Origin of the sequence: Arcobacter sp. AHV-9/2010, from assembly GCF_004116575.1 — a bacterium.
In the GTDB taxonomy this organism is placed as follows: Bacteria; Campylobacterota; Campylobacteria; order Campylobacterales; family Arcobacteraceae; genus Aliarcobacter; species Aliarcobacter skirrowii.
The window spans coordinates 129,037-144,018 of record NZ_PDKH01000003.1 but is presented as its reverse complement, the minus strand read 5'-3'; the positions used below and the strand labels follow the sequence as shown (position 1 = coordinate 144,018).

Here is a 14,982-nt window from a genome sequence, read left to right as displayed (position 1 = left end):
AACTATTTTTTAGGCGAGAATTTAAATAGCGCTGATCCCCATGTAAGACCACCACCAAAGGCATCAAAAAGTACAGTATCACCAGCTTTTATTCTTCCTTGTTCATAAGCATAGTTCATAGCCATAGGAATTGATGCAGCTGAAGTATTGGCATATTTATCAACAGTTACAACAGTTTGTTCATCTGTTAAATTTAAAGCTTCACCAACTGCTTTTATAATTCTATAGTTTGCTTGGTGAGGAATAAAATGATTTATATCTTCATTTGATAAATTATGTCTTTTCATCATCTCTTGTACATCTGAAGTTAAAGTTTTAACAGCTAGTTTAAAAGTCTCATTCCCTTTCATAGAGATACATGCCATTTTTGCATCTAAAACCTCTTGAGAGCAAGGATGTTTACTTCCACCACCAGTTGTTTTTATTAAATCTTCATAAGTTCCATCACTAGAGCAACTAACATCAATAATAGCTTCATTTTTATCATTTGTTGCACTAATAATTGCAGCTCCAGCACCATCTCCAAAGATAAAACAAGTAGTTCTATCTTCATAGTTTAAAATTGAGCTATATTTTTCAGCACCAATAATTAGTACATTTTTTTTCAAACCTGACTCAATAAATGCTTTTGCAATATTTAAAATATATACAAACCCTGTACAAGCAGCACTAACATCAAATGCCATAACATTTGTAATACCAATTTTTGATGCAATCAAACAAGCAGTTGAAGGCATACATAAGTAATCAGGAGTAACTGTTGCACAAATAATTAAATCAATCTCATCTTTTGATATATTTGCTCTTTGTATAGCAACTTCAGCAGCTCTTGCTCCTAAATCAGAAGGAGCCTCGTGATCCTCAGCTAATCTTCTCTCTTTTATTCCTGTTCTTCTTGTAATCCACTCATCAGTAGTATCAATAATTTTTTCAAAGTCTGCATTTGTCATAATCTTTGGTGGAATGTAAGCACCAATAGATCTAAAAGCTGCATATATCATAAATTAATCCTTCATTATAAAGTAGTTGCAGTTGTTTCGCAATTACTCTCTTCTTCTTTAGCAGAATATTTTGCTAATCTCTTCTCAATAATATCTTCAAGATTTGAACTAGCAGATAAAAGTGATTGGAATATTGCATTTTTTATAGCTTTTGGATTTGATTTTCCATGAGATATAATAACAGGTGCTTTAACTCCAAGTAAAGGTGCTCCACCATATTCAGCATAATCAACTTTTACTTTTAGATTTTTAAATACTTTTCTCATTAAAACTGCACCAGTAATTGCAATTAAAGAGCGTTTTAAATCTTTTTTCATAATTTTACTAATTGTATCAGCAACACCTTCTGCCGTTTTTAATAGAATGTTTCCTACAAAACCATCACAAACAACAACATCAACAGTTCCTTTGAAAATATCATTACCTTCAACATTACCAGCAAAGTTTGGAATTTTAGAGATTAGTTTATAAGCTTCTTTCGTAACTTCGTTACCCTTGCTCTCCTCTTCACCATTGCTTAAAAGTCCTACTATTGGTTCATCCAGTCTTAATACAGTTTGAGCATAAGCTTGACCCATAACTGCAAATTCAAATAAATTTTTAGCATCACTATCCACATTTGCTCCAACATCAAGCACCAAAGTATTTTGATTTTCACTTGTAGGCATTAATGTAGCAATTGCAGGTCTACTTACACCTTTGATTCTTCCAATTCTTAAAGTAGCCAGTGACATAGTAGCACCTGAGTGTCCAGCAGATACAACAGCATCAGCTTTTCCTTCACGAACTAATTCAATTGCTTTATAAATTGTTGAATCTTTTCTTTTTAATGCATCAGTTGCATGATCATTCATACTAATTACATCTTTAGTATCAATAATTTCAATTCTATTTAAAAATGTAGTAGGGATTAGTTTTGATAAAATATCTTTATCACCAACAGCAAGTGCTGTAAAGTTATTGTTGTTTCTAATGGCTAATATAAGCCCTTCTATAATTGGCTCAGGACCGAAGTCCCCGCCCATTGCATCTATTGCTATTCTTATCATTAGTTTTTATATTCACCAGTGTTTGGATTAACCATATGAGGCATTTTCCAAGAACCATCACTATCTTTTACAGGTTTTTTAAGTGTAATTTTATAATGCGTTCTTCTTTTAGCCGCTCTTGAGTGTGAAACTCTTCTTTTTGGTACTGCCATATTATTCTCCTTTTAAAATTCTTTTTCAAAATTAGTGTTGTCATTTTTACAATCACTACATAAATAGTAATCACTTTTTATACTATTTATTTCACTTTTAATAATTTCATCAAAATCAATAATTTCATCAACTTCAATTACTAAAAAATCATCCTCTATGCCTTTAAAAATACCATTTGATATAAGAAGATTTAAATCCTCATTTAACTTTAACTCTATATCTTTAGGACATCTAGAACAATCAACTAAAACTTCACCTGTAAGTTTTGCTTCTATTTTTACTAAACTAGGTGAAATTCTACAAAAAGTACCTTCAATATTTACTGAATCAAAAGATACTTTTAAATCTTTTTTATCTTGTGGTACTTTTTTAAACTCTATTTTCATAGTTTATTAACAAATCTCTCTTTGTGAGAAGAAAAATGCAATTTCGATTGCAGCATTTTCTAATGAGTCACTTCCGTGAACTGCATTTGCATCAATTGATTCAGCAAAATCAGCTCTAATTGTTCCAGCTGCTGCTTCTTTTGGATTTGTTGCACCCATTAACTCTCTATTTTTTGCCATTGCATTAACACCTTCTAAAACTGAAACTACAACTGGTCCAGAGATCATAAATTCAACTAAATCTTTGAAAAAAGGTCTACTTGCATGAACTGCATAAAAAGCTTCAGCATCAGCTTTGCTTAATTGCATTTTTTTAGTAGCTGCAATTTTTAAACCAGCACTTTCAAATCTGTCTAAGATTTTTCCTACAACATTTTTTGCCACTGCATCTGGTTTAATAATTGATAGTGTTCTTTCCATCTTTAATTCCTCTTTATTTTTTTAAGTCGCGGATTATATCTGAAATCTTATAAAAAAGCAAGTTTTTTAATAATTATTCAACTACTGGTTCACCAGCAGCTCCTCTATCATCTTTTTCAATTTTACTAGAACCAGCTTGATCCCAAACTATACAACCCTCTGTTGGACAAGCATCAGCACATGCAGGTGCATCATTATGTCCAACACACTCTACACATTTATCTTTATATACATAATAAATATCTTCACCTGTTGGGTTATCATCATTATCAACAATTGCTCCAACTGGACACTCATCTAAACAAGCATCACAGCTTATACAAATATCAGTAATTAAAACTGCCATATTAATATCTCCATAATTTTTTTAGAAACTTTAGCTAAGTAAAAATAAAAATATTATTAAAGATAATTTTTATCTTTTAAAAAACTTTTTTATATTTAAGCTATTTCTAAATTTTTTTTGTTAAAATTGCACCATCAATTTAAAATTTATACAAAAGGATTAAAAATGTTAGTTACAAAAAAAGCTCCTGACTTTACAGCTACAGCTGTTTTAGCAGATGGAATGATAGTAGAAGATTTCAACCTATACAAAAATATTGGAGAAAAAGGTGCAGTACTATTTTTCTGGCCTTTAGATTTTACTTTCGTTTGTCCATCAGAAATTATTGCATTCTCAAACAGAATTAAAGAGTTCGAAGAGAGAGGAATTCAAGTAATTGGTTGTTCAATTGATTCACAATTCTCACACTTTGCATGGAGAGAAACACCAGTTGCAAATGGTGGTATTGGAAGAGTAAAATTCCCAATGGTTGCTGATATTACAAAACAAATTGCAAGAGATTATGATGTATTATTTGGTGATTCAGTTGCACTAAGAGGATCATTCTTAATTGACAAGGATGGAACAATTAGACATGCAGTAATCAACGATTTACCACTTGGAAGAAATGTTGATGAGATGATTAGAATGGTAGATGCAATGTTATTTACTAATGAGCATGGAGAAGTTTGTCCAGCTGGATGGCAAAAAGGTGACGAAGGAATGAAAGCAGACAAAGAAGGTGTTGCTGAATATTTAGGAAAAAATTCAGAAAAACTATAATCTTAGTTTAAATTTATAAAAGAGGTTATCTACCTCTTTTATCTCACCTTGACAAATTATAAAATATTAATTAAAATTTCACTTTACTTTATTACAAAGCTACAAAAAACTACAAAAAAAATAGATATATTTCTATCTAAATTCAAAGGTAACAACTTTTATGGAAGAATCTAAAGAAGAACAAAAAACAAAAACTACAAAAAAAACAAGAACACATGTACCTGTTGAAGGTTATAGGATAGAACAATTAAGAGAACTTCCTCTTGAGACTCTAATTGATATTGCAAATGAACTTGAAGTTGAAAATCCTCAAGAGCTAAAAAGACAAGATTTAATGTTTATGATACTTGCTTCTCAAATTGATGCAGGTGGTTTTATATTATTTACAGGTATTTTAGAGATAAAAGAGGGGGGATTTGGTTTTTTAAGAGCAATTGATGGAAATTTCTCTGATACTTCAAATGACTCTTATGTTAGTGCTACTCAAATTAGAAAATTTGCACTTAGAACTGGAGATATTGTTACAGGACAAGTAAGACCGCCAAACAAAGATAGCGAAAAATATAATGCTTTACTTAAAATAGAAGCCATAAATTATCTACCAGTAAAAGATTCTAAAAATAGACCACTATTTGATAATTTAACTCCTTTATACTCTACTACAAAATTTAAGTTTGAATTTGATTCACAAAAATTAACAGGAAGAGTTTTAGATCTTTTTGCTCCAATGGGTAAAGGTCAAAGAAGTTTAATAGTGGCACCTCCAAAAACTGGTAAAACAGAGCTTTTAAAAGAGTTAGCACATGCAATTAGCAAAAATCACCCTGAAGTTACTTTGATGGTTTTATTAATTGATGAAAGACCTGAAGAGGTTACAGATATGCAAAGAAGCGTAAAAGGTGAAGTTTATAGTTCAACATTTGACTTGCCAGCTCACAATCATGTTAGGGTTGCTGAAATTGTAATTGAAAAAGCAAAAAGACTTGTAGAGATGAAAAAAGATGTTGTAATTTTACTCGATTCTATTACAAGATTAGCAAGAGCTTATAATACAGTTACTCCAAGTAGTGGAAAAGTTCTTTCAGGAGGAGTTGATGCAAATGCTTTACACAAACCAAAAAGATTTTTTGGAGCTGCTAGAAATATAGAAGAGGGTGGAAGTTTGACTATTATTTCAACAGCACTTATTGATACAGGTTCAAAAATGGATGAAGTTATTTTTGAAGAGTTCAAGGGAACAGGAAACTCTGAAGTTGTGTTAAGCAGAAATGCAGCTAATAAAAGAGTTTATCCAGCTATTGATATTGTTAAATCAGGGACTAGAAAAGAGGAACTTCTTCTAAGTCCTGATATTTTACAAAAAACATGGATATTAAGAAATGCAATTGCAGAGATGGATGAAGTTGATGTTCTTAAATTTTTATATCCAAAAATGCAAAAAACAAAAAACAATGATGAGTTTTTTGCCTCAATGAATGAGTGATAATTACTTAAAACCTTCTTAAAAGTGTGTATAAATGTAAAATATTTACAAATTTGTAGATATTTTACATCCTTTTCAGCAAAATCAAATAAACCTTCTGGTAAGATTGTTTCCCGAAATTTGAACTAAAGGAAGGACAATGGCAAACTTAAAAGAGATTTTAGAGTATCTAAAAAGAACTAGCCCAGCACAAAATGAGTTTCATCAGGCCGTTGAAGAAGTAGTACACTCACTTGAACCACTATTTGATAAATACCCAAAATATAAAGACCAAAAAGTTTTAGAAAGGTTGTTAGAACCTGAAAGACAAGTAATGTTTAGAGTAACATGGATTGATGATAAAGGTGAAATCCAAATCAACAAAGGTTATAGAATACAGTTTAGCTCAACATTAGGACCATATAAAGGTGGATTAAGATTCCATCCTAGCGTAAATACGGGAATTATTAAATTCTTAGGATTTGAGCAAATATTCAAAAATGCTTTAACTGGTTTACAAATTGGTGGTGGAAAAGGTGGAAGTGACTTTGATCCTAAAGGAAAAAGTGATAATGAAATCATGAGATTTTGCCAAGCCTTTGTAGTAGAGCTTTATAGACATATCGGTGCAACTACAGATGTTCCAGCAGGAGATATTGGAGTTGGTGGAAGAGAAATTGGATATATGTTTGGTATGTATAAAAAATTAGCAAACAGATATGATGGAACTTTTACAGGTAAATCTTTAAAATGGGGAGGTTCACTTGCAAGAACTGAAGCAACTGGTTATGGTTGTGTATATTTTGCAAAAAATATGCTTGATGCTAGAGGAGAGACTCTTAAAGGAAAAAGATGTGCAGTATCAGGTTCTGGAAATGTTGCAATTTACACAATAGAAAAACTATATCATTTAGGTGCATTACCTATTACTTGTAGTGATTCAAAAGGTATGATTTTAGATGAAGAGGGAATTGATTTAGATTTACTTAAAGAGTTAAAAGAGAACCAAAGAACAAGACTTGCAGAGTATGTAAAATATAGAAAAAATGCAAAATATACTCCTGTTGAAGATTATCCAGCTGGAAGAAATGCAGTTTGGTCTGTTCCTTGTTATGCAGCATTCCCAAGTGCTACTCAAAATGAGTTAAATTTAGAAGATGCAAAAGAGCTTATTAAAAATGGATGTTTTTGTGTAAGCGAAGGTGCTAATATGCCATCAACGAATGAAGCTGTTGATTATTTTGTTGAGAAAAAAATAGCTTATGGACCTGGAAAAGCAGCAAATGCTGGTGGAGTTGCTACAAGTCAATTAGAGATGGCACAAAATGCGGCTATGATTAACTGGACATTTGAAGAAGTTGATGCAAAATTAGAGCAAATTATGCTAGGAATTTTCCAAAGAGTAAGTAAAACTGCTGAAGAGTTTGGACAGCCTACAAACTTTGTTTTAGGAGCAAACATAGCTGGATTTAGAAGAGTAGCTGATGCTATGATTGAACAAGGTGTTGTTTGATAAAAATATAGTTTAAGGAACCTTCCTTTCGCTCAAAACTTGACTGTTTCTTATTGTTTTTTAGCTATAATTTTGCGAAAAAATTAAATAAGGAATAGTTTGAGAGTAGGACTTTTTGACTCAGGTATTGGTGGATTAACAATACTAAATTCTATCATAAAAATGGTAAATCACACAGAGTTTTTTTATGTTGCAGATACATTATATACTCCTTATGGAGAGAAGGATAAATCAATTATCTTGAAAAGATGTGATGATATTACAAACTATTTATTAGATAATTATAAGATTGATATTTTAGTTATTGCTTGTAATACTGCAACATCTGTAGCAATAAAACACTTAAGAGAGAAGTTTAAAGATTTACCAATTATTGGAGTTGAACCAGCACTCAAACCTGCCATAAATTTTTCAAAAAACTCAAATATTGCTATTATGGGAACACCATCTACAATAAATGGTGAAAAATATAAAGAGTTAGTTGCAAATTTAACAAAAGATAAAAAATTAAATTTATACCATATTCCTTGTTCTGGTTTAGCAAAAGAGATAGAAGATGGAGAGATAAATAATCCTAAAACAAAAGAGATGCTAAAACTATATTTAGAACCTTTAAAAGATAAAAATATTGATAGTTTAGTTTTAGGTTGCACACACTATCCAATAATAAAAGATGAAATAAGCTCATTTTTTAATAACAACATAACACTTTTTGATTCAGCAAATGCAGTTGCAAAAAGATTATTTGAACTAAGTCTTTTAAAAGATTATGGAAGACATAGCTCAAATATAACTATTTTATATAGTAGTAAGATAAATTTCGATAAGGTAAAATTTATTTTAAAAGATAGTAAATATGAGCTAAGAGAGTGTAAAATATGAGTGAAAATATAGTAGAAAATAGAGTTTTAGCTCTAAAATATAGACCAAGAAGATTTGAAGATTTAGTAGGACAAACTACAATTTCACAAACACTATCTTTGGCTTTAGATTCAAATAGATTATCTCATGCTTATTTGTTTTCAGGACTTAGAGGAAGTGGAAAAACAAGTACAGCAAGAATAATGGCAAAATCATTTTTATGTGAAAAAGGACCTACAAGCAAACCTTGTGAAGTTTGTGAACACTGCATTAGCTCAAATAGTGGAAGGCATCTTGATATTATAGAGATGGATGCTGCTAGTAATAGAGGAATTGATGATATAAAAGATTTAATAGAGCATACAAAGTATAAACCAAGTAGTGCTAGATTTAAGGTTTTTATAATCGATGAGGTTCATATGCTTACACCTCAAGCATTTAATGCACTTTTAAAAACTCTTGAAGAGCCTCCAGGATTTGTAAAATTTATACTTGCAACTACAGATGCACTAAAATTACCAGCTACAATTTTAAGTAGAACTCAACACTTTAGATTTAATAAAATTTCTCAAAGTGATGTTGTAAATCATATTTCATCAATTTTAAATAAAGAGCAGATATCTTTTGAAAAACAAGCACTTGAGATTATTGCAAAAAGTGGACAAGGAAGTTTAAGAGATACATTAACACTTCTTGATCAAGCTATAATTTTTTCAAAAGCAAATATAGATGTTGCAAGTGTTGTTGATATGCTAGGGCTTATTGATCCACAAATGATGGATAAAATATTTAAAACTGTTTTAAATAAAGATGATTTTAATCCACTTTTGGAAGAGCTTCAAAATTATGAAGCAAATCAGATTTTAAATGAGATGACAAACTATTTAAAAACTGCAATGCTTGAAAAAGATAGCAGATTTAATACATTTTTTTACGAGAGATTTTTTAGAATAATTGGTGATTCAAAACACCTTTTATCACTTAATAGTGATGATAGTTTTGTAATTATTTTAACTTTTATGAAACTTATAGAGGCTACAAATTTAAAAACTATTGATGAGATTTTAAATCAAGTTGAATCTATAAAACCAATTCCTGAGCAAAAAATAGAGTTAAAATCTGAATTAAAAGTGGAAACAAAAATAGAGCCTTTAGTAGCTCAAAATAGTTTAGAAGCTAAGGTTGTTACAACTGATGTTGATGAAGTTGTTTATGAGGCTATTGAAGAAGAGAGTGATATTTTTATGGATAAGTATCAAATCTTAATTGAGAAGCTTTACGATAGAAGTAGTGAACTTGGAGAGTGTTTTGAGAGAAACTTTATTTATAATGGTTTTGAAAATGAGACTTTAAATATTGTATCTTATGCTAAAGATGAGGATAGAAACTTCTTATATAAATATTTTAATCTAATCAAAACATTTACTTGTGATATTTTTGGAGTAAATACTAAAATAGATTTTAAAAAGGAAGATGCCACCATAAGCCAAACAGCAAAGCCAATAAAAGAGCTAAGTGAAGTTTTTAATCCTAAAGAAGAGGAGAGTTTTGCTACAAGTTCAGGTTGTGTTGCAAGTAGTCTGGATAGTGGAGTTGAGAGCTTAAATCAAAAAGAGCTTGAGGTAAAAGATCTTTTAAATACAAAGATGATAAATCAAGCAAAAGAGCTTTTTGATATTAAAAGAATTGTAGTAAAACCAAAAATTTAATAGGAGAGATTATGAAAAATATATTTAAATTGGCACTTTTTTTTGCTATTTTTTTTAATGTAGTTTTTGCAAATGATAACTTAGTAATTGAGTTTGAGAAAAAAAGATTGAGTCAAAATCCAAATATTGTTTTAAATAGCGTAGAGGTTTTTTATAAGAAAAAACTTGATATAAAAGGTGATTGGAGTGCATATATACTAAATTTAGATTTAGATACACAAGATGGAAATATGAGAGTAAAAGATATTCTGTTTTCAAATAATCAAGTGGTTACCACTGAACTTTTTGATTTAAAAAGTGGTACCTCTTTTGGCTCTAATATTGCACCTGATATGAATGAGAGTTATTATGATAATTCAAGATTAATTGCTGGAAAAAGTAGTGCAAAAAATAGATTAGTTGTTTTTTCAGATCCCTTATGTCCATATTGCCAACACTATATTCCACAGCTTATAGATTTTGTAAATAAAAATGAAGAGAATATTGCTTTATACTACTATGCTTTTCCACTTACTAGAATTCATAAAGCATCAAATGATTTATCAAAACTAATAGAAATAGCTAAACAAAGTGATAAAAACATTCTAAAAAAAGCTTATGAGACAAGATGGGAAAAATATTTTGATGCAAATAGTGAAGATAGAAAACTTATCTTAAATAGTTTTAATAAGGCTTTAAAAACTAATATATCTTTAAAAGAGCTTGAAGATGAAAAATATCAAAAAGCCTTAGAAGATGAGGTTTTAATGGCTGAAAAACTATTGATTAATGGGACGCCAACTATTTATGTAAATGGTAAAAAAGATAATACAAAAGAAGAGTATAAAAAGTTAAAAGGAGTTAAATAATGCAAAAATTAGTTATTGCAACAAGAAGAAGCCAATTAGCACTTTGGCAAAGTGAGTATATAAAAGCTGAGCTTTTAAAACACTATCCAGATATGGAAGTAGAGCTTCAAGAGTTTACTACAAAAGGGGATAAGATTTTAGATGTTCCTTTGGCAAAAATTGGTGGAAAAGGGCTTTTTACAAAAGAGCTTGAAGTTGCAATGCTTGAAGGAAGTGCTCATTTAGCTGTTCATTCACTAAAAGATGTTCCAACACAGTTTGAAGATGGGCTTGTTCTTGCTGCTGTTTCAAAGAGATTTAATCCACAAGATGCACTTTTAAGCAACAAATACAAAACAATTGAAGAGCTACCAAAAGGTGCTGTTGTTGGAACTACAAGTTTAAGAAGAAGAATGGCTATAAAGATGTTAAGACCTGATGTTGAACTTAAAGATTTAAGAGGAAATATCAATACAAGAATAGCAAAACTAAATGCAGGTGAGTATGATGCAATAATACTTGCAGCAACTGGAATAGAGAAGTTACATTTGCAAAATGAGGTTAAATATTTTACTCCTATTTCAACAGATGTTATGATTCCATCTATGGGACAAGCGACTTTAGGAATTGAGACAACAAATGATCCAAAAATTATTGAGATAGTAAAAGTTTTAAATGACAAAGATGCACAAATTGAGTCAACAATTGAGAGAGGTTTTGTAGATACTTTACAAGGTGGTTGTCAAGTTCCAATTGGTGTAAAAGCAACAATTCAAGATGAAAAAAGTGTAAAAATATCTGCAATTGTAGGACTTCCTGATGGAAGTGAATATATAAAAGATGAAAAAATCATAGATATAAATAGTTTTGAAAATGCTGGAAGAGATTTTGCAAATGAGTTTATAAAAAAAGGTGCAGTTGAGCTTCTAAAAAGAGCTGAAGCTATGGCTTTTAAATAATAATTTCTATGATTTAAAAGCTAGTTTCTAGCTACACTATTTTGATATATTTCTTTTTCAAGACTTTATTAAATGAACGGTTCCTTTAAAATGGGAACCATTTAAAAGGAGAAAATATGAGAATAAAAATCGAAGATACACTTTTTTGTTTAGTTGATGTTCAAGAGAGACTTTTCCCACATATTGGGAATAAAGATGAGCTTTTAAGAACTCTTCCAATACTTGTAAAGGGAGTGAAAACTTTAGATGTTCCTATTATTGTAAATGAGCAGTATAAAAAAGGAATTGGTGAAACAATAGAGCCTTTAAAAGAGCTTGTAAGTGAGTATGAAGCTTATGAAAAAACTACATTCTCTGCTTGTCAAAATAGCGATATTTTAAATGCTTTTAAGAAATCTGGTAAAAAAAATATTGTAGTTGCTGGAATAGAGACTCATGTTTGTGTTCTTCAAACTTGTATTGATTTGCTTGAAAATGGTTTTAATGTGATTTTAGTAACAAACTGTTGTGGAAGTAGAACAAAGCTTGATCATAAAATGGCAATAAAAAGATTAATTCAAGCAGGTGCTGTGCCTACAACCTATGAATCAATTTTGTTTGAACTAACTTTAGATTCAAAAAACCCAAACTTTAAAGCAATATCTAGCTTGATAAAATAGAACTTTGCATTATTTGCAAAGTTCTTTTAACGCATCCTCTATTTTCAATGGTGGTCTTACTATAAAAGCTTTGTTGTTTGAGACTAAAATTGGTCTTTGTATTAAGATTGGGTTTAGCAAAACAGCATCTATTAGCTTCTCTTCATCTTTTATATTTTCTAGTTTTAACTCTTTGTAAATCTCTTCACCTGTTCGCACTATTTCAAAAATAGAGATATTTAATTTTTTTAAAAGCTCTTTTAGTTCACTTTTTGTTGGTGGATTTAGTAGATAATCTCTTATTGATATTTCATAACCATTTTGGTCTAAAAAATCTTTTGCACTATTTGATTTTGAGCAAGAGATATTGTGCCATAACTCTAATTTTTGCATTTTAACTCCTAAAAATAAAGGTTTATTGTAGCTAAAAATGGTTTGGAGATGATTTATTTCTCTTCATCTTTAATTTTAAATTCTTTTATTTGCTTTCCAAGATTATATAGTCACTAATCATTATAAATATTTTTAAATGTATCAAAAATAACTTTGTTTCCAAAAATTCCTAGATGATTGTTATCATAATATAAAGGCTTACCTTCAATTGAACCATAACAGAAACTATCATCACATAGATATTCTGTAGGATCTATAATTTTAATATCACACTGTTTTGAAGCTAAATCTTGAATTTCCCAAATTCTTTTATTCCTTTTAATATAATCAGATTTTTTAATTTTTATGTCTTCAAATGTAATGCTACTTTGTTGTTTTATTAAACTAGTTGGAACACTTACAGATATCTCAGGGATTGGTCTTGTTATATACATTTTATTGGTTTTTTTTCTTATATCACAAAGAGTTTTTATATATGAATTTTCAATTTTATTAATATATTCATCATTATATTCTTCATAAATTTTGTCATTATTGAAGAAAAAAAGTGGTAATCCAAAAAAGTTTTCTCTTCCCACTTCGTTTGGACCATAAAAATAATATGGCATACGATTTATTACTAAAACTTTATCTGCTAGTTTGCTTTCTTTTAATAAAGTATCTACATAATTTTTACAATCGAATTCTCCTCTACCTTTTTCCATACCAAATCTTGTATAAATAACATTTTCTATTAATGGACAACCACCTTGATTAAATAAAGAGAAATTCCAATTATATTTTTTTGATAAATCTTCTATAATTTTGCTACTAGCACCTGCATGACTATCTCCTAATAATAAAAGAGTACTTCCATTATTTAGTATTTCTGTACTGAATAATCCTTTTGAATCAGATAATTTATCTCCTTTACCAAATTTTTCAATATTTTCAATAAGTGCTTTCTTTTCTTTTGAAATAAATAATCTGTCAATATTATTTATTAATGCTAATTTAATAATATAAAAAATAAAAATAAAAACTACTAATATAGATATGTATAAAATAAATTCTTTTTTTGAGTCCAAATATGATAATTTTTTTCTAGTAGGTGTTTCTATGTACTGGTAAGACAAATCAGAGAGTATAAAACTCAAACTAATTCCTATTAATACAAATAGAATATCATTACTTAAACTATATTTATACAAAAATACAACAAATATCCAATGCCATAAATATAGAGAGTATGATCTTGCTCCTATATATTGCATTACTCTATTTGATAATAAAAAATTATTTGAGTTAGAGAGTATTATAAAGGCAGTTCCAATAACAGGTAAAATTGCATAATAGCTAGGATATACTTTTTGTTCGTTTATAAATACTAAGCCTATTGATATGATTATTAAACCAATATAAAATATTAATTTTTTGTAAGTGAATATATTTTGTTGTCTTTTTTCAATGAAAAAAATTAATCCACCTACTAAAAATTCCCAAATTCTTGTTGGTAAAAGATAAAAAGTAGCTACAGATTTTATTGGAGCAAAAATAATATTTAAAACAAAAGAACTAATTAATAAAAAAATAATTGATAAAATTAATATTTTAAACGATTTAAATATTTTATAAATAATAATTAAAAAAATTGGGTATAAAAAATAAAATTGTGCTTCTATACCTAAAGACCAAGTATGTAAGAGATATTTATCTAAAGCAGAATTATCAAAATAACCAGAAGTTTTCCAATAAAATATGTTTGAAACAAAAGCTATACTAGCAATAGTTTCTTTAATTAATGAGTTATATAAACTATTTGGAAGAACAAACCAACCATATAATATTAGAATAATAATAACAACCAACAAAGCTGGTAAAATTCTTCTGATTCTTGATAACCAAAATTCAAAAATTTTAAATCTATTATCTAGTAGCTTATTAACTATTATTGAAGTCATTAAATAACCTGATATAACAAAAAATATATCTACACCAATAAAACCACTATGTAAACCAATTAAAGAAAAATGAAACAGTATGACAAATATTACAGCCCAAGCTCGTAAGCCATTTATATCTTTCCTAAATAATGAGTTATTTATCATGAAGATTACTCAAAAAATAATTTAAATAAATTTTTTGATGAATTATTTTTATTTTTAACAATTTTATTTCCCCTAAAACATATAAAATAGGAATAATTTTCCGAAATAGGAAAAGATTATATACATATTATTCCTAATAATAAATTAAAGAGGAACAATAAGCCGAATTTTTTTAATAGATTGTTTCGTGTAGAGTTTTTTTATGAAATTAACACAACAAGATAAAGCAAGATTATTGGGCATTGATGCAAGAACTATAAGAAAGTGGCGAAAAGATAGACCATATTTATATGAAATTATAGAGAAGGGTTTCGCATTTGAAGAGTTTTTAAAAACTGCTCAAGAAAAAATAGATGATTTAAAAAAGCTTGAAGATAGTTTGAAAATAGATAGTATTAATAAAAAATAGAGTAAAA

At 28.9% G+C, this 14,982-nt stretch carries 17 protein-coding genes; 9 read left to right on the top strand and 8 right to left on the bottom strand.

From position 1 onward, the window contains the following. Positions 1 to 2: 2 nt before the first annotated feature. The 6 genes from CRU94_RS06335 to CRU94_RS06310 form a co-directional block, all read right to left on the bottom strand. The gene (locus CRU94_RS06335; protein WP_129105943.1) at positions 3 to 1,001 is read right to left on the bottom strand and encodes a beta-ketoacyl-ACP synthase III; all 999 of its coding nucleotides are present in this window, start codon (positions 999 to 1,001) and stop codon (positions 3 to 5) included. Positions 1,002 to 1,015: 14 nt separating this feature from the next. Next, positions 1,016 to 2,050 carry a phosphate acyltransferase PlsX gene (plsX, locus tag CRU94_RS06330; protein ID WP_129105942.1) on the bottom strand — a complete coding sequence of 345 codons (1,035 nt, stop codon included), beginning with the start codon at positions 2,048 to 2,050 and terminating at the stop codon, positions 1,016 to 1,018. Beyond that, a complete protein-coding gene (rpmF, locus tag CRU94_RS06325; protein WP_066160132.1) occupies positions 2,050 to 2,202 on the bottom strand; it encodes a 50S ribosomal protein L32 in 153 nt (50 codons plus the stop codon). The genes plsX and rpmF overlap by 1 nt, the downstream gene beginning before the upstream one ends. Positions 2,203 to 2,214: 12 nt before the next feature. Beyond that, complete coding sequence (locus CRU94_RS06320; protein WP_066160135.1) at positions 2,215 to 2,589, bottom strand: hypothetical protein; 375 nt, start codon at positions 2,587 to 2,589, stop codon at positions 2,215 to 2,217. Positions 2,590 to 2,595: 6 nt separating this feature from the next. Then, positions 2,596 to 3,009: a nucleoside-diphosphate kinase gene (gene ndk / locus CRU94_RS06315; protein WP_109065401.1), complete on the bottom strand. Its 414-nt coding sequence runs from the start codon at positions 3,007 to 3,009 to the stop codon at positions 2,596 to 2,598. Positions 3,010 to 3,082: 73 nt separating this feature from the next. Then, entirely contained in the window at positions 3,083 to 3,355 is a 273-nt protein-coding gene (locus tag CRU94_RS06310; RefSeq protein ID WP_129105941.1) for a DUF362 domain-containing protein, read from the bottom strand. Between the two features lie 165 nt (positions 3,356 to 3,520). Between CRU94_RS06310 and CRU94_RS06305 the strand changes: the two genes are divergently transcribed. From CRU94_RS06305 to CRU94_RS06270, 8 genes are all read left to right on the top strand, one after another. Beyond that, entirely contained in the window at positions 3,521 to 4,117 is a 597-nt protein-coding gene (locus CRU94_RS06305) for a peroxiredoxin (protein WP_129105940.1), read from the top strand. Between the two features lie 160 nt (positions 4,118 to 4,277). Continuing rightward, positions 4,278 to 5,600: a transcription termination factor Rho gene (gene rho, locus CRU94_RS06300; RefSeq protein WP_129105939.1), complete on the top strand. Its 1,323-nt coding sequence runs from the start codon at positions 4,278 to 4,280 to the stop codon at positions 5,598 to 5,600. A 139-nt stretch (positions 5,601 to 5,739) separates the two neighbouring features. Then, positions 5,740 to 7,092 carry an NADP-specific glutamate dehydrogenase gene (gene gdhA / locus CRU94_RS06295; RefSeq protein ID WP_129105938.1) on the top strand — a complete coding sequence of 451 codons (1,353 nt, stop codon included), beginning with the start codon at positions 5,740 to 5,742 and terminating at the stop codon, positions 7,090 to 7,092. A 99-nt stretch (positions 7,093 to 7,191) separates the two neighbouring features. After that, positions 7,192 to 7,974: a glutamate racemase gene (murI, locus tag CRU94_RS06290; protein WP_129105937.1), complete on the top strand. Its 783-nt coding sequence runs from the start codon at positions 7,192 to 7,194 to the stop codon at positions 7,972 to 7,974. Further along, positions 7,971 to 9,662, top strand: a complete 1,692-nt coding sequence (locus CRU94_RS06285; RefSeq protein WP_129105936.1) for a DNA polymerase III subunit gamma/tau — start codon at positions 7,971 to 7,973, stop codon at positions 9,660 to 9,662. The genes murI and CRU94_RS06285 overlap by 4 nt, the downstream gene beginning before the upstream one ends. A gap of 11 nt (positions 9,663 to 9,673) precedes the next feature. After that, on the top strand, positions 9,674 to 10,510 hold the full coding sequence (locus tag CRU94_RS06280; protein ID WP_129105935.1) for a DsbA family protein: 837 nt from the start codon (positions 9,674 to 9,676) through the stop codon (positions 10,508 to 10,510). Next, on the top strand, positions 10,510 to 11,448 hold the full coding sequence (gene hemC, locus CRU94_RS06275; protein ID WP_129105934.1) for a hydroxymethylbilane synthase: 939 nt from the start codon (positions 10,510 to 10,512) through the stop codon (positions 11,446 to 11,448). Before CRU94_RS06280 ends, hemC begins: the two co-directional genes overlap by 1 nt. 116 nt (positions 11,449 to 11,564) lie before the next feature. Then, a complete protein-coding gene (locus CRU94_RS06270) occupies positions 11,565 to 12,107 on the top strand; it encodes a hydrolase (RefSeq protein WP_129105933.1) in 543 nt (180 codons plus the stop codon). A gap of 9 nt (positions 12,108 to 12,116) precedes the next feature. Here the strand turns inward: CRU94_RS06270 and CRU94_RS06265 are convergent, their stop codons facing one another. Continuing rightward, the gene (locus CRU94_RS06265) at positions 12,117 to 12,479 is read right to left on the bottom strand and encodes an ArsC/Spx/MgsR family protein (protein ID WP_129105932.1); all 363 of its coding nucleotides are present in this window, start codon (positions 12,477 to 12,479) and stop codon (positions 12,117 to 12,119) included. A gap of 113 nt (positions 12,480 to 12,592) precedes the next feature. Continuing rightward, positions 12,593 to 14,566 (bottom strand): acyltransferase family protein, encoded by a 1,974-nt coding sequence (locus tag CRU94_RS06260; protein WP_129105931.1) that lies wholly within the window; start codon positions 14,564 to 14,566, stop codon positions 12,593 to 12,595. Between the two features lie 202 nt (positions 14,567 to 14,768). Here CRU94_RS06260 and CRU94_RS06255 point away from each other — a divergent pair, with 202 nt between their 5' ends. Beyond that, on the top strand, positions 14,769 to 14,975 hold the full coding sequence (locus CRU94_RS06255) for a hypothetical protein (protein ID WP_129105930.1): 207 nt from the start codon (positions 14,769 to 14,771) through the stop codon (positions 14,973 to 14,975). Positions 14,976 to 14,982: the final 7 nt, after the last annotated feature.